This window comes from Nitrospirota bacterium, assembly GCA_035873375.1.
Lineage (GTDB): Bacteria > Nitrospirota > Thermodesulfovibrionia > Thermodesulfovibrionales > JdFR-85 > BMS3Bbin07.
The window spans coordinates 51,436-75,213 of sequence record JAYWMQ010000041.1; the positions used below are offsets into that span (position 1 = coordinate 51,436).

General features: G+C 45.6%; 35 protein-coding genes. 3 read left to right on the plus strand and 32 right to left on the minus strand.

Features of this window, described 5'->3' with window-relative positions:
* The first annotated feature begins 1 nt into the window (after position 1).
* From VST71_08740 to VST71_08750, 3 genes are all read left to right on the plus strand, one after another.
* Positions 2-3,508 carry a DNA polymerase III subunit alpha gene (locus VST71_08740; GenBank protein ID MEC4685800.1) on the plus strand — a complete coding sequence of 1,169 codons (3,507 nt, stop codon included), beginning with the start codon at positions 2-4 and terminating at the stop codon, positions 3,506-3,508.
* Positions 3,508-4,485 (plus strand): acetyl-CoA carboxylase carboxyltransferase subunit alpha, encoded by a 978-nt coding sequence (locus tag VST71_08745; protein MEC4685801.1) that lies wholly within the window; start codon positions 3,508-3,510, stop codon positions 4,483-4,485. The genes VST71_08740 and VST71_08745 overlap by 1 nt, the downstream gene beginning before the upstream one ends.
* Positions 4,486-4,666: 181 nt before the next feature.
* The gene (locus VST71_08750; GenBank protein MEC4685802.1) at positions 4,667-6,397 is read left to right on the plus strand and encodes a DUF4388 domain-containing protein; all 1,731 of its coding nucleotides are present in this window, start codon (positions 4,667-4,669) and stop codon (positions 6,395-6,397) included.
* A gap of 212 nt (positions 6,398-6,609) precedes the next feature.
* On the opposite strand, the gene rplQ is transcribed toward VST71_08750, so the two are convergent.
* From rplQ to fusA, 32 genes are all read right to left on the minus strand, one after another.
* Complete coding sequence (gene rplQ / locus VST71_08755; protein ID MEC4685803.1) at positions 6,610-7,014, minus strand: 50S ribosomal protein L17; 405 nt, start codon at positions 7,012-7,014, stop codon at positions 6,610-6,612.
* On the minus strand, positions 6,995-8,038 hold the full coding sequence (locus VST71_08760) for a DNA-directed RNA polymerase subunit alpha (protein MEC4685804.1): 1,044 nt from the start codon (positions 8,036-8,038) through the stop codon (positions 6,995-6,997). The genes rplQ and VST71_08760 overlap by 20 nt, the downstream gene beginning before the upstream one ends.
* 102 nt (positions 8,039-8,140) lie before the next feature.
* On the minus strand, positions 8,141-8,767 hold the full coding sequence (gene rpsD, locus VST71_08765) for a 30S ribosomal protein S4 (GenBank protein MEC4685805.1): 627 nt from the start codon (positions 8,765-8,767) through the stop codon (positions 8,141-8,143).
* Between the two features lies 1 nt (position 8,768).
* Complete coding sequence (gene rpsK / locus VST71_08770) at positions 8,769-9,155, minus strand: 30S ribosomal protein S11 (protein MEC4685806.1); 387 nt, start codon at positions 9,153-9,155, stop codon at positions 8,769-8,771.
* On the minus strand, positions 9,155-9,532 hold the full coding sequence (gene rpsM, locus VST71_08775; protein MEC4685807.1) for a 30S ribosomal protein S13: 378 nt from the start codon (positions 9,530-9,532) through the stop codon (positions 9,155-9,157). The genes rpsK and rpsM overlap by 1 nt, the downstream gene beginning before the upstream one ends.
* Positions 9,533-9,541: 9 nt before the next feature.
* Positions 9,542-9,655, minus strand: coding sequence for a 50S ribosomal protein L36 (rpmJ, locus tag VST71_08780; GenBank protein ID MEC4685808.1), 114 nt, complete (start codon positions 9,653-9,655; stop codon positions 9,542-9,544).
* Positions 9,656-9,752: 97 nt separating this feature from the next.
* Positions 9,753-9,971 carry a translation initiation factor IF-1 gene (gene infA, locus VST71_08785; GenBank protein MEC4685809.1) on the minus strand — a complete coding sequence of 73 codons (219 nt, stop codon included), beginning with the start codon at positions 9,969-9,971 and terminating at the stop codon, positions 9,753-9,755.
* 22 nt (positions 9,972-9,993) lie between these two features.
* On the minus strand, positions 9,994-10,746 hold the full coding sequence (gene map, locus VST71_08790) for a type I methionyl aminopeptidase (GenBank protein MEC4685810.1): 753 nt from the start codon (positions 10,744-10,746) through the stop codon (positions 9,994-9,996).
* A gap of 26 nt (positions 10,747-10,772) precedes the next feature.
* A complete protein-coding gene (gene secY / locus VST71_08795) occupies positions 10,773-12,080 on the minus strand; it encodes a preprotein translocase subunit SecY (protein MEC4685811.1) in 1,308 nt (435 codons plus the stop codon).
* The gene (gene rplO / locus VST71_08800) at positions 12,081-12,524 is read right to left on the minus strand and encodes a 50S ribosomal protein L15 (protein MEC4685812.1); all 444 of its coding nucleotides are present in this window, start codon (positions 12,522-12,524) and stop codon (positions 12,081-12,083) included.
* A gap of 37 nt (positions 12,525-12,561) precedes the next feature.
* Positions 12,562-12,744 carry a 50S ribosomal protein L30 gene (rpmD, locus tag VST71_08805; GenBank protein ID MEC4685813.1) on the minus strand — a complete coding sequence of 61 codons (183 nt, stop codon included), beginning with the start codon at positions 12,742-12,744 and terminating at the stop codon, positions 12,562-12,564.
* On the minus strand, positions 12,737-13,255 hold the full coding sequence (rpsE, locus tag VST71_08810) for a 30S ribosomal protein S5 (GenBank protein MEC4685814.1): 519 nt from the start codon (positions 13,253-13,255) through the stop codon (positions 12,737-12,739). Before rpsE ends, rpmD begins: the two co-directional genes overlap by 8 nt.
* A 101-nt stretch (positions 13,256-13,356) precedes the next feature.
* Positions 13,357-13,719, minus strand: a complete 363-nt coding sequence (gene rplR, locus VST71_08815) for a 50S ribosomal protein L18 (GenBank protein MEC4685815.1) — start codon at positions 13,717-13,719, stop codon at positions 13,357-13,359.
* Between the two features lie 90 nt (positions 13,720-13,809).
* Positions 13,810-14,358, minus strand: a complete 549-nt coding sequence (rplF, locus tag VST71_08820) for a 50S ribosomal protein L6 (protein ID MEC4685816.1) — start codon at positions 14,356-14,358, stop codon at positions 13,810-13,812.
* Positions 14,359-14,446: 88 nt separating this feature from the next.
* On the minus strand, positions 14,447-14,839 hold the full coding sequence (gene rpsH, locus VST71_08825) for a 30S ribosomal protein S8 (protein MEC4685817.1): 393 nt from the start codon (positions 14,837-14,839) through the stop codon (positions 14,447-14,449).
* Between the two features lie 9 nt (positions 14,840-14,848).
* On the minus strand, positions 14,849-15,034 hold the full coding sequence (locus tag VST71_08830) for a type Z 30S ribosomal protein S14 (GenBank protein ID MEC4685818.1): 186 nt from the start codon (positions 15,032-15,034) through the stop codon (positions 14,849-14,851).
* 44 nt (positions 15,035-15,078) lie between these two features.
* On the minus strand, positions 15,079-15,618 hold the full coding sequence (gene rplE, locus VST71_08835; GenBank protein MEC4685819.1) for a 50S ribosomal protein L5: 540 nt from the start codon (positions 15,616-15,618) through the stop codon (positions 15,079-15,081).
* A 17-nt stretch (positions 15,619-15,635) separates the two neighbouring features.
* Positions 15,636-15,956, minus strand: a complete 321-nt coding sequence (gene rplX / locus VST71_08840; protein MEC4685820.1) for a 50S ribosomal protein L24 — start codon at positions 15,954-15,956, stop codon at positions 15,636-15,638.
* Between the two features lie 72 nt (positions 15,957-16,028).
* Positions 16,029-16,397, minus strand: coding sequence for a 50S ribosomal protein L14 (gene rplN / locus VST71_08845; GenBank protein MEC4685821.1), 369 nt, complete (start codon positions 16,395-16,397; stop codon positions 16,029-16,031).
* A gap of 115 nt (positions 16,398-16,512) precedes the next feature.
* On the minus strand, positions 16,513-16,758 hold the full coding sequence (gene rpsQ, locus VST71_08850) for a 30S ribosomal protein S17 (GenBank protein ID MEC4685822.1): 246 nt from the start codon (positions 16,756-16,758) through the stop codon (positions 16,513-16,515).
* A 90-nt stretch (positions 16,759-16,848) separates the two neighbouring features.
* Positions 16,849-17,049, minus strand: a complete 201-nt coding sequence (gene rpmC / locus VST71_08855) for a 50S ribosomal protein L29 (protein MEC4685823.1) — start codon at positions 17,047-17,049, stop codon at positions 16,849-16,851.
* Entirely contained in the window at positions 17,046-17,465 is a 420-nt protein-coding gene (gene rplP, locus VST71_08860) for a 50S ribosomal protein L16 (GenBank protein MEC4685824.1), read from the minus strand. Before rplP ends, rpmC begins: the two co-directional genes overlap by 4 nt.
* Before the next feature lie 73 nt (positions 17,466-17,538).
* Positions 17,539-18,186 (minus strand): 30S ribosomal protein S3, encoded by a 648-nt coding sequence (gene rpsC, locus VST71_08865; GenBank protein MEC4685825.1) that lies wholly within the window; start codon positions 18,184-18,186, stop codon positions 17,539-17,541.
* 99 nt (positions 18,187-18,285) lie between these two features.
* Positions 18,286-18,621, minus strand: a complete 336-nt coding sequence (rplV, locus tag VST71_08870) for a 50S ribosomal protein L22 (GenBank protein ID MEC4685826.1) — start codon at positions 18,619-18,621, stop codon at positions 18,286-18,288.
* Between the two features lie 5 nt (positions 18,622-18,626).
* Positions 18,627-18,911, minus strand: a complete 285-nt coding sequence (rpsS, locus tag VST71_08875; GenBank protein MEC4685827.1) for a 30S ribosomal protein S19 — start codon at positions 18,909-18,911, stop codon at positions 18,627-18,629.
* Positions 18,912-18,992: 81 nt separating this feature from the next.
* Positions 18,993-19,811: a 50S ribosomal protein L2 gene (gene rplB, locus VST71_08880; protein ID MEC4685828.1), complete on the minus strand. Its 819-nt coding sequence runs from the start codon at positions 19,809-19,811 to the stop codon at positions 18,993-18,995.
* An 89-nt stretch (positions 19,812-19,900) separates the two neighbouring features.
* A complete protein-coding gene (gene rplW, locus VST71_08885; GenBank protein ID MEC4685829.1) occupies positions 19,901-20,191 on the minus strand; it encodes a 50S ribosomal protein L23 in 291 nt (96 codons plus the stop codon).
* Positions 20,188-20,814, minus strand: a complete 627-nt coding sequence (rplD, locus tag VST71_08890; protein ID MEC4685830.1) for a 50S ribosomal protein L4 — start codon at positions 20,812-20,814, stop codon at positions 20,188-20,190. Before rplD ends, rplW begins: the two co-directional genes overlap by 4 nt.
* Before the next feature lie 2 nt (positions 20,815-20,816).
* On the minus strand, positions 20,817-21,434 hold the full coding sequence (gene rplC, locus VST71_08895; GenBank protein MEC4685831.1) for a 50S ribosomal protein L3: 618 nt from the start codon (positions 21,432-21,434) through the stop codon (positions 20,817-20,819).
* Positions 21,431-21,739, minus strand: coding sequence for a 30S ribosomal protein S10 (gene rpsJ, locus VST71_08900; GenBank protein MEC4685832.1), 309 nt, complete (start codon positions 21,737-21,739; stop codon positions 21,431-21,433). Before rpsJ ends, rplC begins: the two co-directional genes overlap by 4 nt.
* 4 nt (positions 21,740-21,743) lie before the next feature.
* A complete protein-coding gene (tuf, locus tag VST71_08905; GenBank protein ID MEC4685833.1) occupies positions 21,744-22,943 on the minus strand; it encodes an elongation factor Tu in 1,200 nt (399 codons plus the stop codon).
* 247 nt (positions 22,944-23,190) lie between these two features.
* On the minus strand, positions 23,191-23,778 hold a 588-nt coding region (gene fusA, locus VST71_08910), incomplete at its 5' end, for an elongation factor G (GenBank protein ID MEC4685834.1).

Sequence of the window (23,778 nt, forward strand, 5' to 3'; positions counted from 1 at the left end):
CATGCAACATGCAGATTATGTACCACTCCATGTACACACAGAGTACAGCCTCCTGGACGGAGCAATAAAGATAAAGGAACTGATCGAGACGGCTACTGCATACAGGATGCCCGCAGTAGCCATAACGGATCATGGCAATATCTTTGGGGCTGTTAAGTTCTACAGCGCTGCCATAAAGGCCGGGATCAAGCCCATAATCGGCTGCGAGGTCTATGTTGCCCCTGACGGCAGACTAAACAAAAAATCCTCGTCCTCCGGAGAAAATGCCTTTCACCTCATACTCCTTGCAAGGAACATGGACGGTTACAGAAACCTCGTCACGCTCGTGAGCAAGGCGTATCTTGAGGGTTTTTACTACAAACCAAGGATTGACGCAGACCTGCTCTCACAGTACAGCGGAGGTCTCATTGCACTCAGTTCCTGCCTGCACGGCGAGATACCGTATTATCTCTCCCAGGGCATGATTGATGAGGCAAGGGAGGTTGCACTTCGGTACAAAAACATCCTTGGCCCTGAAAACTTCTATCTGGAGATACAGGACAACGGAATTGAGGTCCAGTATGAAATAAACAAAAAACTCCAGGAACTCTCAAAAGAACTCCATATAGGCCTGGTAGCCACCAACGACTGTCACTATCTCAAAAAAGAGGACTCAAAGGCCCACGACATCCTCCTGTGCATACAGACAGGAAAGACCATTAATGCCCGTGAAAGGCTCAGGTTTGAAACCGACCAGCTCTATTTCAAAAGCCCTGAGGAGATGAAAGCATCATTCAGTGAAACACCTGAGGCCGTACTGAATACACGGAAGATAGCGGAACGGTGCAATCTTGAATTTCAGCTTGACCGGTTTCTCCTGCCGAGGTTTGAGGTTGAAAGCGGGGATACACCTGAGGATTACCTCAAAAGGCTTTCAGTGGAAGGCCTGCAGAGAAAGATTGGCTCAGAACCTGAGGAGGTCTATCTTAAAAGACTGGATTATGAGCTGAAGACGATCGAGAAGATGGGTTTTGCATCCTATTTTCTTATTGTCTGGGACTTTATAAACTTTGCCCGTAACAGGGGAATACCCGTTGGCCCGGGCAGGGGCTCTGCAGCAGGCAGTCTCGTGGCCTATTGTCTGGACATTACCGAGATTGATCCGATTAAATACAACCTGCTCTTTGAACGTTTTTTAAACCCCGACCGCATCAGCATGCCTGACATTGATGTGGATTTCTGTAAGGACCGCAGACCCGAGGTCATAAACTATGTAGCTGAAAAATACGGCTCTGAACACGTTGCCCAGATAATAACCTTTGGATCCATGGCTGCAAGGGCGGCTATCAGGGATGTCGGCAGGGCACTTGATATCCCCTATGCAGAGGTGGACAGGATTGCAAAGCTCATCTCTGGCGGCCCAGGCGTTACTATTGACAGTGCAATGGCAGCAGAGCCAAAGCTCAGGGATGTATACAAGACCAAGCCCGAGATAAAGGAGCTGATAGACATTGCCAAAAGGCTGGAGGGTCTTTCAAGACATGCCTCTACCCATGCCGCCGGTGTGGTCATATCCCCTACCCCGCTGACTGACTACACTCCCCTGTATAAATCCCCTTCAGATGAGACCGTCACTACTCAGTTTGACATGAAATCCATTGAGGCCATTGGGTTACTGAAGTTCGACTTCCTTGGACTGAAAACCCTTACAGTGATAGAAGAAACACTGAAATACCTGCAGGGCACTGATAAGGCGCTCGATATCAAATCAATCCCCTTTGATGACCTGAAGACTTACAAGCTCCTCTCCGACGGACATACCACCGGGGTGTTCCAGCTTGAAAGCTCGGGAATGAAGGAGATACTGGTAAAGATGCAGCCCAACAGGTTTGAAGACCTGATTGCACTTGTAGCCCTCTATCGTCCCGGCCCTATAGGCAGTGGAATGATAGATGACTTCATCAGTAGAAAAAAGGGACTGACAATGACTGAATATGAGCTCCCTCAACTGAAGGAAGTCCTTGACGAGACTTATGGAGTAATACTCTATCAGGAACAGGTTATGCGGATCGCCAACAAGCTGGCAGGCTTCAGCATGGGCCAGGCGGATGTACTGAGAAAGGCTATGGGAAAAAAGGACAGGGAAAAGATGGACAAACTCCTTGAGGAGTTTGTCAGGGGGGCCATGGCAAACGGTATTATAGAGGCAAAGGCACGGAAGGTTTTTGACCTCATGGCCTTCTTTGCAGAGTATGGATTTAACAAGTCTCATTCTGCCGCCTATGCCTATCTCTCATATCAGACCGCCTACCTTAAGGCCCACTTTCCTGTTGAGTTCATGGCCGCCAACCTCTCGCAAGAGGACTCGACCGACAAGATCGTGCGGCTTATTAATGAGTGCAGGACTATGGGAGTAGAGATTCTTCCGCCTGACATAAACCTGAGCGAAAGCCGGTTCACTGTGGTGGAAAACTCAATAAGGTTTGGTCTCGATGCCGTTAAGGGTGTAGGTGAGGCCGCTGTAGAGCAGATACTGATGGCAAGAGAGGACGGACAATTTGAGTCAATCGAGGATTTAATAAAACGGATCGCCACGAGAAAGGTTAACCGCAAGGTAATGGAGAGTCTTGTAAAGGCAGGCGCACTGGACAGCCTGATACCCGTTGTGGATTCCGAGCCACAGAATGGGGACTCCAAAAAATCAGAAATCAATATGGTACGGGCCATGGCCATGAAGAGGACAATCAGATTGATGGACGGCAAAAACAACCTCTCCCTCTTCGGTCAGCAGAGTTTCTTCGGCAGTGACGACGCAGAAGAAGTGCAGCCGTGGAGTGATGAAGAGCTCCTGAACGCCGAAAAGGAAGCCCTTGGTTTCTATATAACAGGACACCCCATAAATAAATATAAAAAGCTTCTTAAACTCATGGGCATTTTAAAGACATCAAGGCTCGAAGAGCTCGGTGATACCACTGAGGTAGCAGTTTCAGGTATAATAAATACACTTAAAAAAACCCTTACCAAGGGGAAATCAGAGCCCATGGCAGTGTATGTGCTTGAGGATGACGAGGGCACGGTTGAATGCATCGCCTTCCCGGAAATATACAGAAACTATTCCGATCTGATAGTAAAAAACAACCTTATCCTGGTCAGGGGAACGATTGATAAGAGCGAAAAGGGGATAAAAATACTCACCAGGGAGATAACCACCCCGGAGGATGCCTTTCTGAACCAGGAGTTCAAACTTGAAATGAGGCTCGATAAAGATATCATGGAGGAGAGTACACTGAAAGAGATCAAGGATTTGTTATATAAACACAGCGGTAATTGTCCTGTATATATAAAGCTTAACTCGGGTGATTATGAAACAACACTGCTTACTGAATACAACATAAAACCCGATGTTGAAATTATTGATACCCTGGAAGGCATTACAGGTATCGGAACTGTAAAACTCCTCAGGCTGAACGGGCATAAGGAAACACACCATGCCAACAATAACCACTCCTTCAGGAGAACCCGTAAATGATGCGATACTATCTTGACTTTGAAAAACCCATCCAGGAGCTTGAACTGAAAATCGAAGAGCTTAAGCGCCTCAGCAACGGACAGGACCTCAATATAACGGCCGAACTTGAAAAACTTGAACAAAAGGCCGGGGAGATGAGGGATGACATATTCTCAAGACTCACCCCCTGGCAGAAGACACAGATCGCAAGACATCCCGACAGGCCCTATACCCTTGATTACATAAATATGCTTACTGATGATTTTATGGAACTCCATGGTGACAGAAGATACTCGGATGACCCGGCCATTGTCGGCGGCATTGGAAGTATTGGAGGAACAAGCATGGTGATTATCGGCCACCAGAAGGGCAGAGGGACAAAGGAGAGGATTAACAGAAACTTCGGCCAGCCCCAACCAGAGGGTTACAGAAAGGCACTCAGACTTATGAAGTTTGCAGAGCGCTTTAACAAACCCCTTTTGACCTTTGTAGACACCCCAGGGGCTTTCCCGGGAATTGGCGCTGAGGAGCGGGGGCAGGCTGAGGCAATAGCGGTAAATCTCATGGAGATGTCAAGACTGCGAATCCCTGTAATCTCAATTGTCATCGGTGAAGGTGGCAGCGGCGGAGCCCTTGCAATCTCCGTGGCAGACAGACTCTATATGTTTGAACACTCTGTTTACTCGGTAATATCACCGGAAGGGTGTGCAGCAATACTGTGGAGGAAAAACGGAGATATTGACACAGGGGAGTTCGAAAGGGCCGCAGAAGCACTGAAACTCACAGCACAGGACCTTTTGAATTTCAGGATTATTGATGACATTATTCCCGAACCACCCGGCGGTATCCATAGAGACCCAAAGAGCGCTGCTGCAAAAATAAAAGAGACCGTCCTTACAACGATTGAAGAACTCAGAAACAAAAACATCGAAAAGCTCATTGAAGAGAGATACAAAAAGTTAAGACGTATAGGTAAGTTCTCCAAACAGGAATACTAACCACTATTCACTGCTCAACTCATATCAATTATAAGATATATTTACAATGCTCCTGTATTTTTCTTATAACATTTCTTTATAATATAATTACATAAATTGAAAACATGCACTATAAAAACGTCTCCCTTGATAAGAATTTTTTGCTTAAAAGGCTATCCCGCTTGAGAATGGAGATTAAATATTGAAAGACGATAAGGATAAAAGGAACTTCAAGAGATACAAAAAAGAGGCTGAACTGATACTTAAGGCCAACACAGGAGCATATAAAGGCAGAATTATTGATTATTCAGACGGTATCTGCGCCGTCATCAAAGATGCCTCTTCTATCATATCTGGTACCACGGTCAACATAAAGAGTCATGAACTTGGAATAGAGTTTCTTGGTGAAGTTGTATGGGCAAAAAAAGTGATCCCTGATTTACAGGTCGGCATCAGGAGAGTTGATAACCTTAGAGGTTCGTTAAAGGATTTCAGACTGCCGGATGTACTGAAGGGGCTTCAGAAAACCACAAGTACAGGAACCCTTGAAATCCACAACGACTCAATACAAAAAAAGATTTATATCAAAAATGGAGACCTGATCTTTGCTTCCTCTAACCAGGCACAAGAGAGCCTTGCAAAAGCCCTCTTAACAGCAGGCAAGCTTACCATAGACCAGTATAAAAAAACCGTTGAGATATCAGAGCTAACAGGAAAAAATCAGAGCATAATCCTGACTGAACTTGGTTATCTCTCCCCACAGGAATTCGTCTGGGCATTAAAAAACCAGGTCGAAATGATTATCCTGAGCAGCTTTAATGTTACAGATGCCGATTTTGAATTTCAGGAGGGTCCACTTGATGCAAATGAGTCGATCCCCCTCAGAATTAACGCCACCAATCTTCTATTTCATGGTTATAAAAAGGTCAATGACCTCCTGTATTTAAAAGAGGAGTGCCCCCCGCCGGATATTGAATTGCGTCTGTCAAAAGACCTGGAGGAAGTCGTTCAACACCTTTCCATGAGTGACACCGACAGGAGGATCCTGTCTTATTTAGACGGCAAGCACTCAATAAAGGAGATACCGTCACTCGCTCAAACCAGTGACATAGAGACACTCAAGACCATATATGCCCTTTTGAATATTGGAGCTATTGAATTAACAGAAAGTCCGGTCCCGGCAGCAGAGGAGCTGGAGATAGATAACGAAATCATGGAAAAGATAGAAAATATGAACAACAACTATAAGACCCTCGGATATTATGGAATCCTGGGCATAAATGAGGGGGCATCTGAAGAGGAGATAAGGGAGGCATATTACAGGGTAGCAAAAGAGTTTCACCCGGACAAATATTTTTCCCTGCCCTCAGACGATATTAAGGAAAAAATAAACACAATCTTTTCATTCGCTACCGAGGCATACGAAACCCTTTCCAACGAGGCAAAGAAAAGGGAATACGACGGGTCTCTTTCCGTCAAACCGGAAAAACCTGCTTCAAAGGCTGAAATGGCTAAAGCCAGGTTTAATCAGGGAAGGACGTTGCTGATGATGAGAAATTACTCCGATGCAGTAACCCTGTTCGCCCAGGCAGTATATTTTGACAGCTCCACCGCAAGTTATCACTACTATCACGGCCTTACACTCAGCAAACTGAACAGGTTCAAGGAAGCAGCAAAGGCTATTAATGAAGCCGTTAAACTTAACCCGCAAAAAGCCGATTATGTCGCTGAACTCGGTCATGTTTTTCTGATGCTTGGTTTTAAGGCAAGGGCACAGAACTCCTTTAAAAAGGCCCTTGAACTCTCACCGTCAAATGAAAGGGCACTTGAGGGAATAATAAAAACAGAAGACAACAAGAAATCTTTTTTTGGATCTTCAGAGAATATCCTGCTGAGAATTTCCAAAAAATATGGTCTTAAGAGAAAAAAGTAGGACAAAACACTATTAACCCACAAGATTAACAGGTACTTCTGAATCCTATATTTCCTTTTCCACCTTCTCTTTACTCTCTTCAGAAGGGCTGGAAGGAGGAGAACACGTCTCCCTGGTGTCCGGTGCTCAAGTAGACAATCCGGTCTTTGGCAGGACGGTCTGAAGCAGAATCCATATAGCAAGAATAATTCCCAGGGTTAAAAGCAGATCACTCATGACTTCTTGCCTTCTTTTGTGGTCTTTTGTTCGGCTTGTCTCTCTTCATAATCTACAAATTCAAGCACTGCCAGAGGCGCCTGATCCTTAAGCCTCGTTCTTGTCTTGACAACTCTCAGATAGCCGCCGTTTCTTTTACTGAACCTCGGTGCTATCTCACTGAACAACTTTGCAATCGCAGCCCTGTTGGGCACATATGACAGTGCCATCCTCTTTGAATGGAGGTCTCCCTTCTTACCGAGGGTGACCACCTTTTCCGCCAGCGACTTTATTACCTTGGCCTTGGTTACTGTAGTCTCTATACGTTCATGCATGAAGAGACTGACCATCAGGTTTCTGAAGAGTGCCTTTCTCTGAAGTGTATTTCTACCGAAATTTTTCTTATGAACTCTGTGACGCATCTTTTACCGCACCTCCCTCTGTCTGATACTTTTCCAGAACGTCGGGATCGATCTTCATCCCAAAATTAAGTCCCATAGTTCTAAGGATTTCCTTGATTTCATTAAGTGATTTTCTGCCGAAATTCTTTGTCTTCAGCATCTCCAGATCAGTCCTCTGCACCAGGTCGGCTATGGTCTTTATATTGGCATTCTTAAGACAATTATAAGACCGCACAGAGAGTTCAAGCTCATCCACGGGCCTCAGGAGGTTCCTGTTAAAGTCCGAACTGCCAACATCATACACATCACCTGCATCATGTGATATTTCCTCAGATGTCTCTTCCGACTCGTCAAAAATAAAGAGGTCGAGATGGTCAATAAGCACACTTGAAGCCCTGGTTAAGGCATTCTTTGGAGAGAGACTTCCGTCTGTCCAGACCTCAAGCACGAGCCTGTCATAATCCGTTGCCCTGCCAACCCTTGCCTTTTCAACCCGGAAATTCACTTTCCGTATAGGACTGTAAACACTATCGATAGCAATGATATCTACAGGCTGCTCCTTCTCTTTATTCATCTCTGAAAGGACATAACCCTTTCCCTTGGATACATAGAGTTCAGCATGAAACTCTGCATTCTTGTCAACTGTAGCAACAGGTAAATCAGTGGTGAGAACTTCAAGATTTGCCTCACATTGAATATCTGCACCTGTAACATCCTTCGGCCCTGTAACGTCTATCCTTGCAACCTTCTTACCGTCACCATACTGCTTGAATCTGATCTTCTTGAGGTTGAGTATAACGTCAACCATGTCTTCCTTAACGCCTTTAATCGTGGAAAATTCATGCAATACTCCCGGTATCCTCACCTGAGTAATCGCTGAACCCTCAATAGAGGAAAGCAGCACTCTCCGCAGTGAATTACCAAGGGTAGTTCCATACCCACGCTCTAATGGTTCTGCTATAAGCTTACCGTATGTATTGGTAAGTGTCTCTTCGTCGAAGGCTATCTTCTCAGGAAACTGAAAGCCTCTTATCTTCAAGCTCATTGGGCCTCCCTTTTCATTATACGTGATACGTTATACGGAAATATAAACGTGCTCTCGTATTTTCGTGATTTCAAATTATCGTATTTATCTTAAATATTGGTCTTATTTTGAATACAACTCTACAATCAGGTTTTCTTTAACATCAAGACCTATCGCTTCTCTCGACGGTATGCTGATCAGTTTACCCCTGAAGTTCTCGGCATCCAGTTCAAGCCACTCAGGTAATCCCCTGTGTTCAACCTTTGAAAGACTCTCCTCAATCAATGGAATACCCCGCCGTGACTCCTTTACTTCAATGACATCACCTACTTTCACCCTGAATGAAGCGATATCGGTGACCCTGCCGTTGACAAGAATATGCCTGTGATTGACTATCTGCCTTGCCTGCCGTCTGTTTGATGCAAAACCAAGACGGTAAACAATATTATCAAGTCTCAGTTCAAGAAACTGCAACAGCAGCTCTCCCGTAACACCTCTTTTCCTCTGGGCCTCATGGAAGTAGTTCCTGAACTGTCTTTCAAGCACCCCGTATATCCTCTTAACCTTCTGCTTTTCTCTCAACTGAAGTCCGTAATCGCTTATCTTGGTCCTTCTCGTGCCATGCTGTCCCGGCACATATTTTCTCCTCTCAAAAGCACACTTGTCTGCAAAACATCGATCTCCCTTAAGAAAGAGCTTGTCTCCCTCCCTTCTGCATAAGCGACATAATGAATCAGTATACCTTGCCATTTTATACCCTCCTCCTCTTGGGAGGTCTGCACCCATTATGAGGAACCGGGGTAACATCCTTTATGATATTAATCTCCAGTCCTGTTGCCTGTATCGCCCTGATGGCTGATTCCCTTCCGGCACCCGGACCCTTTATATAAACATCGATCTGTCTCATTCCCATGTCAATGGCCCTTCTTGTTGCATTCTCTGCCGCTATCTGAGCAGCATAAGGAGTGCCCTTTCTTGATCCCTTAAACCCGATACTGCCGGCAGTTGCCCATGAAACAACGTTACCGCCTTTATCTGTAATGGTAACAATCGTATTGTTAAAAGTTGTCTGGACATGAGCTACACCATAGGGTATATTTTTCTTTTCCTTCTTGGAGCCCTTTTTACGTTTTGCCATTATTTACCTCCCTTCTTTTTTCCAACCACGGTCTTCTTGGGTCCCTTTCTTGTACGGGCATTTGTCTTTGTCCGCTGACCCCTTACCGGTAATCCCATCCTGTGTCTGATCCCACGGTAGCAACCAATGTCCATTAACCGCTTTATATTCATGGAAATCTCTTTCCTGAGTTCACCCTCAACCTTATAGTCTCGGTCTATAACTGAGCGGATCTTTACTATCTCATCATCGCGGAGGGCTCTGACTCGCGTATCAGGGTTTATCCCGGTCTCTTCAAGTATCTTCCTGGATAGTGACCTCCCAATTCCCATTATCCTTGTCAACCCTATCTCAACTCTCTCGTTCTTGGGTAAGTCTACCCCAGCAATCCTTGCCATCTTACCTCCTTATCCCTGTCTCTGCTTGTGCTTAGGATTTTCACAGATTATCCTGACAACACCTTTTCTCTTTATTATTTTACATTTAGCGCATATTGGTTTTACAGATGCCCTGACTTTCATGTATCCTCCCAAAAAACATTACGAGGTACGGGTTACGTTTTGCGAACTTTACTTCTACTTTACTAACCCCGCAATCCATAACCTGAAACTCGCAACTTTATTTATATCTGTATGTAATTCTTCCTTTTGTAAGGTCATAGGGTGATAACTCCACCAGCACTTTATCACCAGGCAATATCTTTATATAATGTATCCTCATCTTGCCCGAAATATAAGCAAGGATGGTCTGCCCATTATCAAGTTCTACCCTGAACGTGGCATTCGGAAGCGCTTCTACAACTGTCCCATGGACTTCTATGTTCTCTTCCTTTGGCATTTAAACTTAAATTATACCCCCTTCAGGCCCATTTAGTCAATATTTTGGGATGATTTTTTGCTACAAGCACCGTATGTTCGAAATGTGCAGAAAGTTTACCATCCGCTGTCTTCGTTGTCCAGCCGTCTTCCAGTATATTCACCTTATAGCTCCCCACATTAACCATTGGTTCAATGGCAAGTGTCATTCCTTCTCTCAACACCGGCCCCTTGCCGGGAGGACCAAAATTCGGAATCTGGGGGTCTTCATGCAGAGACCTCCCGACACCATGACCCACAAAAGCCTTGACTACAGAATATCCGTTGGATTCCACAAATCTCTGTATGGCATTTGATATATCCGAAACGCGGTTATCGGGTATCGCCTTCTCTATACCCAAATAAAGTGCCTGCTCGGTTATCTTAAGCAACCTCTCGGTTTCAGCCGGGATTTGTCCGACAGGTACAGTGACTGCGGCATCACCGATGTATCCCTTGTAGATTACTCCAAGGTCAATACTGACGATATCACCCTCTCTGAGCCTTACACTTACTGACGGTATTCCGTGCACAACCTCACTATTTACAGAGGTACAGATACTCGCAGGATATCCCCTGTAACCCTTAAAGGCCGGCTTTCCCCCCCGACTCTTTATAACCTCTTCGGCTATCTGCTCAAGTTCCCTGGTTGTAATATTGGGGGCTATAACCCCCTTGATTGCTAAAATGGCTTCGGCAACAATCTCGGAGGCCTTCACCATCTTCTTTATCTCATCCCTTGATTTTATAATAATCACTTAATAATCACACCCTGCATACTGTACTACCCCTTTCTGCCCCTCACCTTGCCTTTTCTGAGGAACCCTTCATACGAACGCGTTATCAGATGTGACTCTATCTGGGACACTGTATCAAGGGCCACTCCAACAACAATCAGGAGTGAGGTTCCCCCAAAATAAAAGGGAACATTAAACTGTTTTATCAAAATTGTCGGCAAGACACATACAACGGAAAGATATATTGCACCAATAAAGGTCAACCTTGACAAAACCCTGTACAGATAATCAGCTGTCTTCTGCCCTGGTCTGATACCGGGAATGAACCCGCCATATTTTTTCAGATTGTCAGCCACATCAACCGGATTAAAGACTATGGCAGTGTAAAAATAACTGAAAAATATAATCATGCTAACAAATATAATCGTATAGGAAACAGTTCCCGGGGAAAGTTGTCTTGCAAATGACTGAACCCAGGGGATTGAAATAAATCCAGCAATTGTTGCCGGAAACATGATAATGGATGAGGCAAATATCGGCGGTATAACACCGGCAGTGTTTACCTTCAGCGGAAGGTGCGTTGACTGGCCTCCGTAAACCTTTCTGCCCACAACCCTCTTTGCATACTGCACAGGAATCTTCCTCTGACCCTTTTCTATGAAAATTATGGCCCCGACAACAAAAACCATCATAGACACCAGGATGATAAGGAATATTATGGAAAGCTCTCCCGCACTTACAAGCCTTACAGTACTTACTATGGCATTTGGCAACTGTGCCACGATACCGGCAAAGATTATCAGAGATATTCCGTTACCTATCCCTCGCTCGGTTATCTGCTCACCAAGCCACATTATAAAAGCCGTGCCCGCAGTAAGAGTTATCATGGTCATTAACCTGAAACTCCAGCCAGGGGTCTGGATAAAGGCCCCCTGGGCCATGCTCTCAAGCCCTACGGCTATACCAAAGGACTGAACAATACTGATAAGGACAGTACCGTATCTCGTATATTTTACTATCTTCTTTCTTCCCTCTTCCCCCTCCTTGGCAAGCTTGCCGATAGCGGGAATAACAACCGTAAGCAATTGAAGGATAATGGATGCGCTGATATAAGGCATGATACCAAGGGCAAATATAGTCACCCTTGAGAGCGCACCACCGGAGAAGATATCAAAGAAATCCATAAGAGCCCCACCCCTTTCGGTCAGAAACTTGCTCAGTTCCTCACCATTGATTCCTGGCGTGGGGATATGAGCACCCATTCTGTATACTGCAAGAAGGACAAGGGTAAACAAAACCCTGTTTTTAAGTTCTTCGATCTTGAATATATTCTGAAAAGAAGAGAGTGCTCCCAACTATATCACCTCGGCCTTCCCGCCGGAAGCATTTATTTTCTGCATGGCAGAAGTGCTGAAAGCATGAGCCTTGATATTCAACGGCCTGGAGAGTTCACCGTCTCCGAGGATCTTTAATCCATCTTTAATATCCTTCAGAATTCCTCTCTCAAGCAGCAACTCCGGGGTTATAGTATCGGCATCCTCTATATTTGAAAGAACCTTGAGATTCGTTATGGCGAATTCCTTTCTGAACGGCTCATTACTGAAGCCACGTTTGGGAAGCCTCCGCTGCAAGGGCATCTGCCCTCCCTCAAACCCGGGCCCCTTCGTACCTCCAGAGCGGGCTTTTTGACCCTTGTGACCTTTGCACGAGGTCTTTCCGTGTCCTGAGCCTGGTCCTCTGCCGACTCTCTTGGCCTTCTTTTTGCTCCCTTCATCAGGCTTTAATTCATCTATTTTCATTACAATACCTCCATTTTAAATCTACTGTCTTCAATCTTCATTCACCCTTTGACTCTTCAACATCAATAAGGTGCGGAACCTTGTTAATCATTCCCCTTATAACAGGAACGTCAGGGTGCATGACAGTCTGTCCTATCTTTCTCAGACCGAGGCTCCTGAGCACTCTTCTCAATTTCTCAGGGTTACCGATATAGCTCTTCTTCAGCTTTATCTTAAGCATTCTTCCGGGCCTCCCTGGTCTCTTCCTCAGATGACTTCCCCCTCAATCTTCGTACAACTTCGGGGTCTTTAAGGCTCACAAGTCCATTCAATGTTGCCTTTGCTTCATTAAATGGATTATGACTTCTGATGGACTTGGCAACTATATTTTCAATACCTGATACCTCAAGCACTGCCCGTACAGCTCCTCCGGCAATTACACCGGTGCCTTTTGGTGCGGGCTTTATCAGGACTTCTCCTGCACTGAACTTTCCTATTATGTCGTATGGTATAGTGCCATTCTTAAGAGGAAATCTTATGAGTGTCTTCTTTGCCTGCTCTATTGCCTTCCTGATAGCCTCCGGAACCTCTGAAGCCTTGCCTTTGCCAAGCCCAACCGTGCCATTACCATCACCTATGGCAACAAGGGCTGTAAAGGAAAACCTCCGTCCTCCTTTGACCACCTTGGAAACTCTATTGATAAAGATTACTTTTTCCTGTATTTCCAGCTCTGACGGGTCAATCCTCTGCACCATTCCTCCTTATCCTGATTTACCATTTATTATTTTCCATTGTTCATCTACCATTTACATCGATGACAAATGATAAATGATAAATGATAAATGAACAATATCTAAAACTCCAGACCGCCTTCTCGCGCAGCATCTGCAAGTGCCTTGATCCTGCCATGAAACTTGAAGCCACCTCTGTCAAAGACCACCTTCTTTATACCCTTCTCTACGGCCCTCTTTGCCAGGAGCCCACCCACTTTTTTTGCAGCCTCAATATTGCCGCCATGGGTTGACAGTTCCTTCATCTCCTTATCACGTGTTGATGCGGCAATCAGGGTGTCTCCCTTCATATCGTCAACAATCTGGACATATATATGATTCAGTGAACCATAAACAGCAAGCCTCGGCCTTTCCGGCATTCCAAAGACCTTCTTTCTTACCCTGTTGCTTCTTCTCTCCCTTGCCTCTCTTCTTGTTCTTCTCAACTCAGGAAACCTCCGCATTTATTTAAGCACGTTATTTTATATTATACCGAATACAATCAGCACTATAAAAGTCGAATCCAGCAGGACTTCCTACTTTTTCCCTGCCTTGCCGGGTTTAAGTTTGAGCCTCGCGCCTGCGTAGCGTATACCCTTTCCCTTGTATGCATCCGGCGGCCTCAGAGCCCTGATATTTGCCGCTACCTGACCAACAAGCTGTTTATCATAACCTGTAAGCGTAACCTTCAAAGGCCGGGCCTTGTGGTCAACCTCTGCAGATACACCTTCAGGCAGTATGAATTCAACAGGATGCGAATATCCAAGGGAAAAAGTCAGTGTTTTACCCTTTGAATCCACCTTGTATCCGATCCCGACTATCTCCAGTTCTTTTTTATACCCCACACTTACACCTTCCACCATATTGGCAATAAGGCTCCTTGTAAGTCCGTGAAGCGCCTTTTTTTGTTTTGTATCATCCGGTCTTGAAACCAGGATACTGTCCTTCTCTATATTCAGATTCATGGAAGACGGGAAATTCCAGCGAAGCTCACCTTTTGGTCCCTTCACCTCGATAAGGGTCCCGTCAACCTTCACATTCACACTCTTCGGTATCTCTACAGGTTTTCTTCCTATCCTTGACATCCCTTAATTCTCCTCACTTATAAGTATGTTTGTCACCTTGACATTACCAAAACCTGAACTACAAAAGACCAATGCCTTATGACTGAATTTACCAGACATGACAGAGAAGTTCTCCACCGAGCTTATCCCATTTGCAGGTCTTGTCACTCTTGATGCCTTTAGGTGTTGAGAGTATTGAAAGCCCCACTCCGCCCATAACAACCGGCACATCTCTGTAGCCGACATAGACCCTCTTGCCGGGTTTACTCACCCTTTTCAGCCCGGAGATGATACTCTCCCCGTCAACATATTTTAAGGAGATCCTCAGAACTCCCTGTTTTTTATCCTTGATAATCTTATAAGCCCTGATAAACCCTTCTTCCTTGAGTATCTTGGCTATTTCCAACTTCATGCGTGACGCGGGAATATCCACCTTCTCAGCCCTGATCATGGTGGCATTCCTGATCCTTGTCAGCATATCAGCAACCGGGTCAGTTAACATGCCTCTCTCCTACCAACTTGATTTTGTTACTCCAGGGATTAGTCCCTGATGCGCCAGCGTCCTGAAACAGATCCGGCACATGGCAAAACGCCTCAGATATCCTCTGGGCCTGCCACAGATAAGACATCTGTTGTATGCCCTGACTTTGTATCTCGGTGTTCTCTTCGTCTTCTCAACTAAACACTTCTTGGCCATATCTTAATCACTCCTTATATATGTACTACACCGTGAGTTTTTCCTTAATCCTTAAAAGGCATTCCAAGATATTTCAACAGTGCCTTTCCCTCTCCATCAGTTTTGGCAGTTGTGCATATTATAATATCAAAACCGTGAACCATATCAACCTTTTCGTAGTCTATCTCGGAGAATATATACTGCTCCTTGACACCCATTGCATAATTTCCCCTGCCGTCAAAGGACTTTGTAGTAAGCCCCCTGAAGTCCCTGATCTGGGGTATGGCGATACTTATAAGTTTATTAAGAAAATCATACATCATATCACCCCTGAGTGTCACCTTGCAGCCTATAGGCATCCCCTTTCTCAGCTTAAAACCAGCTATGGACTTTTTTGCTTTAGTTATAACCGCTTTCTGTCCCGAAATTGCAGTAAGTTCTTTCTGTGCCGCATCAAGGAGCTTAATGTTCTGCATCGCCTCACCGAGTCCCACATTAAGAACAATCTTCTCAAGTTTAGGCACCTGCATCACGTTTTTACAGGATAACTCCTTCATTAACTGAGGAATCACCTCTTTAGAATATTTCTCTTTCAGCCCTGGAATATATTTCTTCTCAGCCATTACTGGTCTATTACCTCCTTACATCTCTTACAGAGCCTCACCTTGCGTCCATCATCAAGAATATGGTTACTGATACGGGAAGGTTTCTGACATCTCGGGCATACAAGCATAATTTTCGATATATGAAGAGTGCCTTCTTTTTCTATTATGCCACCCTGGGAGTACTGTCTTGACGGCTTCATATGCCTCTTTATCATATTTACACGTTCAATTATTACACGGTTTTTCTTTGGCATAATCGAAAGGATCCTGCCCTGCTTTCCCTTCTCTTTTCCGGATATAACAATCACTTTATCGCTTTTCTTTATTTTTAATCCCATTTTTTCCTCCATATTGTTCAGTGTCAGCATTTGTGAACGGTTCTACTCACACTGAGCGCCTATACTGATATTCTATAATACCTCAGGTGCCAGAGACACAATCTTGGTAAATTCCTTCCACCTTAATTCTCTTGCTACAGGGCCAAACACCCTTGTTCCCACCGGCTCACCCTGTGCATTTATCAGTACACAGGCGTTCTGGTCAAACCTTATATAAGTACCATCCGGACGCCGGGTCTCCTTCCTCGTCCTCACCACAACAGCTTTTGCCTTGGAACCCTTTTTTACGTTACTGTTGGGAACAGCCTCTTTTACACTCACGACAATAACATCTCCTACCCTCGCATATCTTCTTCGTGAGCCCCCAAGAACCCTTATACACATTACCCTTTTGGCCCCTGAGTTATCTGCTACTTCAAGAATGCTCTGTACCTGTATCATCTTCCTATCACTCCCGAATTTCGTTTTACGTTATACGGAAATCTGAAAAATACGAAAAGAAAAAAACAAGATCTGTTATTCTATTATCGTTTTCCCGTGCTTTTGTATAACGGCACTAATTTTCCTTTTTCAGTACGTCTACAATAACCCATCGTTTAGTCTTGCTTAACGGTCTTGACTCGAGAATCCTGACTGTATCCCCGGACTTGCAAAGGTTATCCTCATCATGTGCCTTAAACTTGGATACCCTCTTGATAATCTTCTTATAAAGGGGGTGTTTATACTGTCGCGCAACTGCCACTGTCACAGTCTTATCCATCTTGTCACTTACTACCTTACCAACAAAGACTTTTCTTGGCATGTCTACCTCTTTTACTCCTTATCGTTTATATATTATCAGTAAATACATAATAATATTTCAGCCTTTATTCTTCACATGACCGCATTGAAATCAGGCAGTCTTCTGTTTTTCCTTCTCTGTAATTATAGTCAGAATCCTTGCAATACTCTTTCTTACCGCACTAATCCTCTTAGGGTTCTGAATTTCACCTGTTGCCTGCTGAAACCTAAGATTAAATAGCTCTTTTCTCAATTCCTTCTCTTTTTGCAGGAGTTCCTCCGCCGTCATGTTTCTCAAGTCAGAAGGTTTCAAAGCACAGCCTCCTCTCTCTTAACAAACTTCGTCGCTACAGGCAATTTATGTGAAGCCAGCCTGAGGGCCTCCCTTGCAACATCCTCAGGCACTCCTGACATCTCATACAGTATTCGTCCGGGCTTTATCACTGCTACCCAGTATTCCAGATTTCCCTTTCCTTTTCCCATCCTTGTCTCAGCAGGTTTTTTTGTAATGGGCTTGTCAGGGAATATCCTTATCCAGAGTTTGCTGCCCCTTTTAACATGCCTTGTAATTGCAACCCTCGCAGCCTCTATCTGCCTGCTTGTTATCCATCCCGGCTCAAGAGCCTTAAGCCCGTACTGTCCGAAAGATACGTCGGATCCCCTATAGGCCTTTCCTCTCATATTGCCCTTTTGGGTCTTTCGATATTTAACTTTTTTTGGCATTAACATAGCTTATAACTCCTTTATTTCATCTGTCACCAGTCGTCCCAATAGCCGGCAACTGATATCCGGCGACCGGTAACTAACTGGTAGCACTCAGGACCTCACCTTTATACATCCAGACCTTTACACCTATTACACCATACGTTGTCCTTGCCTCAGCAAAACCATAATCAATATCTGCACGAAAGGTGTGCAATGGAACACGCCCGTCTCTATACCATTCTTTTCTGGCAATCTCAGCCCCTGCAAGCCGACCGGCACAGTGAACCCTTATACCCTGGGAACCGAACCTCATCGCTGAACCGACAGCCTTTTTCAGTGCCCTTCTGTATGCAACCCGCTTCTCAAGCTGCATCGCAATGTTCTCCGCAACCAACTGTGCATCAAGCTCCGGCTTTCTTACCTCTTTTATATCAATGGCAACCTGCTTTCCAATCATGGCCTCCAGGTCCTTCTTCAGCCGCTCCACCTCTGCTCCCTTCTTACCTATTATGATACCCGGTCTTGCAGTATGAATGGCGATTCTGACCTTCTGACCCTCTCTTTCACCAACCCTCTCTATCTCAATCTTTGAGATTCCTGCATGGTAAAGTTTCCCCTTAATGTGCTTTCTGATCTGCAGGTCTTCATGGAGTTGCTTTGCATATCCCTGCTTTAAAAACCATCTTGATTCCCATGTCCTGATTATCCCGATTCTGTTACCTATGGGATGAGTTTTATGTCCCAAAATACACCCCCGGATTTAATGTTGAATTATGAATGTTGAACGATGGATTAAAGACCGGGGACAATTTACCATTCAACATTAAAAGTTTAACATTCAAATTTATTCCTCCTCTGCAAGCACTATGGTTATATGACACGACTTCTTCTTTATAATATTTGCCCTTCCCATTGCCCTTGGAAAAAGCCTCTTCATCACAGGGCCCTCATCAACATAGGCCGTGACCACCTTCATATCCTCCGGTACATCAACTTCCTTTTGCTCTGCATTGGCCATTGCGGAACGGAGCAGTTTTTCTACATACGGTGCCCCCCTGTAAGGCATAAACTTCAGGGCAACCATTGCATCTCCTGCTTTCTTGCCCCGTATAAGGTCAATCACCCTTCTGGCCTTTCTTGGTGTAATCCTCGCGTATCTCAGCATAGCCTTAGATTCCATAGACATTAACCCTTCACCCTTGTGGTCCTTTCGCTCCCCCCGTGTCCCTTGTAAGTCCTCGTACGTGAAAACTCACCAAGCTTATGTCCCACCATATTTTCGGAAACGTACACAGGAATAAACTTCATTCCATTATGTACAGCAAACGTCATGCCTACAAAATCAGGCAGTATGGTGGACCTGCGGGACCAGGTCTTGATTATTCTCTTCTCCCCGGTATCGATCATCACCTGAACCTTTTTCATCAACTTTACATCAACAAATGGACCTTTTTTAAGAGACCTTGGCACTCACGCCTCCTTTACATTGACTCCAGCTTGCAAGCCGGCTATTTAAACATGTTTTGTCTTGCATTAAAACCCCTGCTCTCTTCATTTTCTTTTCTTTACGATTAACTTGTCAGTTTTATGATTCTTCCTGGTCTTTACACCCTCAGGCTTACCCCACGGCGAGCAGGCCGGCCTGCCACCGGAACTCTTCCCCTCACCACCACCAAGGGGATGATCTACCGGGTTCATTGCCACACCTCTGACGCTTGGCCTCCTGCCAACCCAGCGCTTTCTCCCGGCCTTACCATAGTTTATATTCTCATGATCCACATTACTGACCTGGCCGACTGTTGCCATACAATTTATAGGCACCAGCCTCACTTCTCCGGAACCAAGCTTTATCTGTGCATATTTTTTGTCCTTTGCAACAAGCTGGGCCTGAGTCCCCGCACTCCTGACAAGTTTACCCCCCTGTCCAAGCCTTAACTCAATATTATGTATAAAGGTACCGAGCGGCATGTTCTTTAAAGGCAATGCATTTCCTGCCTTGATCTCAGCCTCCGGCCCGGCCATCACCTGATCTCCAGCCTTGATACCGTTTGGTGCAAGTATATATCTCCGTTCACCATCAACATATTTCAGCAATGCAATCCTTGCCGTTCTGTTCGGGTCGTACTCTATGGTCTCCACTGTTGCAGGCACACCGAACTTGTCTCTTTTGAAATCGACAATCCTGTAAAGCCTCCTGTTTCCACCACCCCTCTGCCAGGCCGTCACCCTGCCCTGGTTATTCCGGCCACCCCGTTTCTTGAGAGACACACACAGCGGCATATACGGCTTGTCTGTTGTCAGCTCACTGTAATCAGCAACCGACATGAATCTTCTGCCTGGTGATGTTGGTCTGTATATTCTGATTCCCATCTCTACTCCTTAAATTTAAAATTGAAAATTACAAAATCCATGCAATACAGCTCTACATTACCTGTTTTACAATTTTCAACAACAAATCATCAAACCCCTTCTATAAAGTCAAGTTTTTCACCCTTTTTAAGGGTAACAACCGCCTTCTTCATTGCCGACGACCGGCCCACGGAACGGCCCCACTTCTTTTTCTTTCCCCGAACGTTTATTGTTGCAACTTTCACAACCTTAACCTTAAAAACTTCTTCAAACGCCTTCCTTATCTCTATCTTGTTAGCCCTTCTATCGACTTCGACTATCAGCTTACCGCTTGTTTCCTTTAAATAAGTAGCCTTCTCTGTAAAAACCGGCTTCTTTAAAATATCGTAAGCGTCGCTCATTCTCCAACCTCCTGTACCTTCTTCAGCGCATCCCTTGTCATCAGAACATAATTATGCACAAGCAGGTCGTAAGTATTTATATCAGCCGCCCTTGCAACATTTGCCCTTGGGATGTTTCTCGCTGAAAGATAGACATTGGAATCCTTCTCCGGAACAACTATCAGCACAGACTTGCCATCAAGTCCCAACCCATTCAGCAGGGCAACTATATCTTTTGTCCTTGGCCTGTCAAGCTCTATAGAGTCAACTACTATAAGTTCGCCATCCCTCAGCTTTGTACTCAGTGCCGTCTTCATGGCCAGCCTTCTCTGCTTCCTTGTCATTTTATAGCTGTAATCCCTCGGCTGTGGCCCGAAAACAACACCTCCACCCTTCCACAGGGGAGACCTTACACTTCCATGCCTTGCCCTTCCCGTATGCTTCTGCTTCCAGGGCTTCTTTCCTCCACCACGTACCATTCCGCGTGTCTTTGCGGCATGAGTACCCTGCCTCTGATTGGCAAGATAGTTGACTACAGCCTCATGGAGCAGGCCTGTTCTGACCTCCAGGCCAAAGATATCTTCTGAAACCGGCACCTTCTCAACTACATTATTATCTTTATCTCTTATCTCTATCTCAGGCATTTTCAATCATCCTTCCTGATCTCTATATATCCGCCGACAGGTCCCGGAACCGCACCCATAATTAAAATCAGATTCTGGTCCGGCTTCACATCAACCACAGCAAGATTCCTGACCGTAACCCTTCGTCCACCCATACGTCCGGGCATTCCTGTATTCTTCCAGACCCTCGACGGAAAAGAGCTGCCGCCAATTGAACCCGGTGCCCTGTTAAACATGGAACCATGCGATCCCGGACCACCGCTGTACCCCAACCTCTTCATTACTCCCTGAAAACCCTTTCCCTTTGAGACACCTATTGCAACCACCTTGTCACCTTTCTGAAACCTGTCTACTGTTATGACATCTCCAACGCCAAGCTCACCACTCACTGGAATCTCCCGCAATATCCTGCATGGAGGAGATCCTGCCTTCTTAAAGTGCCCTGACACCGGCCTGGTAACCTTCTTGAGCTTCTTGATCTCTTCATATCCCACCTGTACCGTCTCATAGCCGTCACGCTCTCTTGTCTTTACCTGTATCACCCGGCATGGACCGGCCTCTACAACCGTGACCGGGATTACCCTACCTTTTTCATCAAATATCTGCGTCATCCCGAGCTTTTTCCCAAGAATCCCCATCATAGCTTTATCTCCACATCCACACCTGCAGCCAGCTCAAGCTTCATGAGCTCATCAACTGTCTGAGGAGTGGGGTCATAAATATCTATCAACCTCTTATGTGTCCTTATTTCAAACTGCTCTCTCGACTTTTTATCTACATGTGGTGACCGCAATACCGTAACCTTATGAATCCTTGTTGGAAGAGGCACCGGACCTGCAATTCTTGCCCCCGTCCTCTGAGCAGTATCTACTATCTCCTTCACTGACTGGTCAAGTATCCTGTGGTCGTATGCCCTTAATTTTATCCTTATCTTCTGGTTCATAATCTCCCTACTCAATTATCTTAGTAACAACACCAGCGCCTACAGTACGGCCACCTTCCCTTATCGCAAACCTCACGCCCTCTTCCATCGCCACGGTCGTTATCAGCTCCACCTCTACATTTACGTTATCCCCGGGCATCACCATTTCCACTCCCTCAGGCAACGTCACTATTCCCGTCACGTCCGTTGTCCTGAAATAAAACTGCGGCCTGTATCCATTAAAAAACGGCGTATGCCTGCCGCCTTCCTCCTTGGTCAACACATACACCTCTGCATTAAACTTCCTGTGCGGTGTTATGCTCCCCGGCTTTGCCAGCACCTGGCCCCTCTCTACCTCTTCCTTCCCTATTCCCCTCAACAACACTCCTACGTTGTCTCCGGCCCTTCCCTCGTCCAGTATCTTCCTGAACATCTCTATCCCCGTCGCAACCGTCTTGCGCGTCTCTCCAAATCCCACTATCTCTACTTCCTCTCCTACCTTTACCACTCCTCGCTCTATCCTGCCCGTTACAACCGTCCCTCTTCCGCTTATACTGAATACATCCTCTATAGGCATCAGAAACGGCTTGTCTATCGGTCTCTCCGGTGTCTTTATGTACTCATCCACCGCTTCCATCAACTCATATATGCTCTTGTACTCCTCTGCCCCGGTATCCGTGCTCTCACTCTCCAGAGCCTTCAGCGCACTCCCCCTGATTATCGGGATTTCATCCCCGGGGAAATCATACTTGCTCAACAACTCCCTTATCTCCAGATCTACAAGGTCCAGCAGTTCAGGGTCATCCACCTGGTCCGTCTTGTTCATAAATACCACTATGTACGGCACCCCTACCTGCCTCGCCAGCAGTATGTGCTCCCTCGTCTGCGGCATCGGACCGTCCGCCGCCGACACCACCAGGATCGCTCCGTCCATCTGCGCCGCTCCCGTTATCATGTTCTTTACATAGTCTGCATGACCCGGACAGTCCACATGCGCATAATGACGATTCTCCGTCTCGTACTCCACGTGCGCCGTCTGTATCGTTATTCCCCTTGCCTTCTCCTCCGGTGCCTTGTCTATTTCATCGTAACTCGTATACGCTGCCATCTGCTTCATTGACAACACCTTCGTTATCGCTGCCGTCAATGTCGTCTTTCCGTGATCCACATGCCCTATCGTCCCTACGTTTACATGCGGCTTCGTCCTTTCAAATTTTGCCTTCGCCATTTTTCCTCCTTAAAAAAACTAAGCTCTTAAAAGACCTTGTCATACCTTACTCTTTAAAATAGATACTGTCTTAAGCCCTGCAACTCAACATTAATATTTATGGTCTGAAGGAACCATCTCCTTCATGGAGGCGCGTAACCTCTTGTAAAGACAAATAATTTACCTGAAAATCACAGATCCCGGAGTGGTATCATCATCCGGAAGCTTTATAATATACCAGAAACCGTAAAAAAAAATCTCATTTTTTTTATTCTCCCCTGACACGGGAGACGATTGTCTCAGCTATACTCTTCGGAACCTCTTCGTAATGGGAAAACTGCATCGTATAGGTAGCCCTTCCCTGCGTCTTGCTCCTGAGGTCGGTGGCATAACCGAACATCTCGGAAAGGGGCACGTGTGCCTTGATAACCTGGGCGTTGCCCCGCTTCTCCATACTCTGCATCTTCCCTCTTCTTGAGTTCAGGTCGCCTATAACATCACCCATGTATTCTTCCGGTGTTATAACCTCTACAGCCATTACCGGTTCAAGTAGCACGGGGTTGGCCTTCTTGACACCAGCCTTAAAGGCCATGGAACCAGCTATCTTAAACGCCATTTCAGACGAATCGACCTCATGATAAGAACCATCATAGAGTGTAACCCTCACATCAACTACAGGATAACCTGCCAGCACCCCTGTTTCAAGGGCTTCCTTAACGCCCTTCTCAACCGCAGGTATAAACTCCTTCGGTATTGAACCGCCAACAATCTTTCTTATAAACTCAAAGCCGCTACCTTTCTCAACGGGCTCAATCTCAATCAGGACGTGACCATACTGCCCCCTGCCGCCGGACTG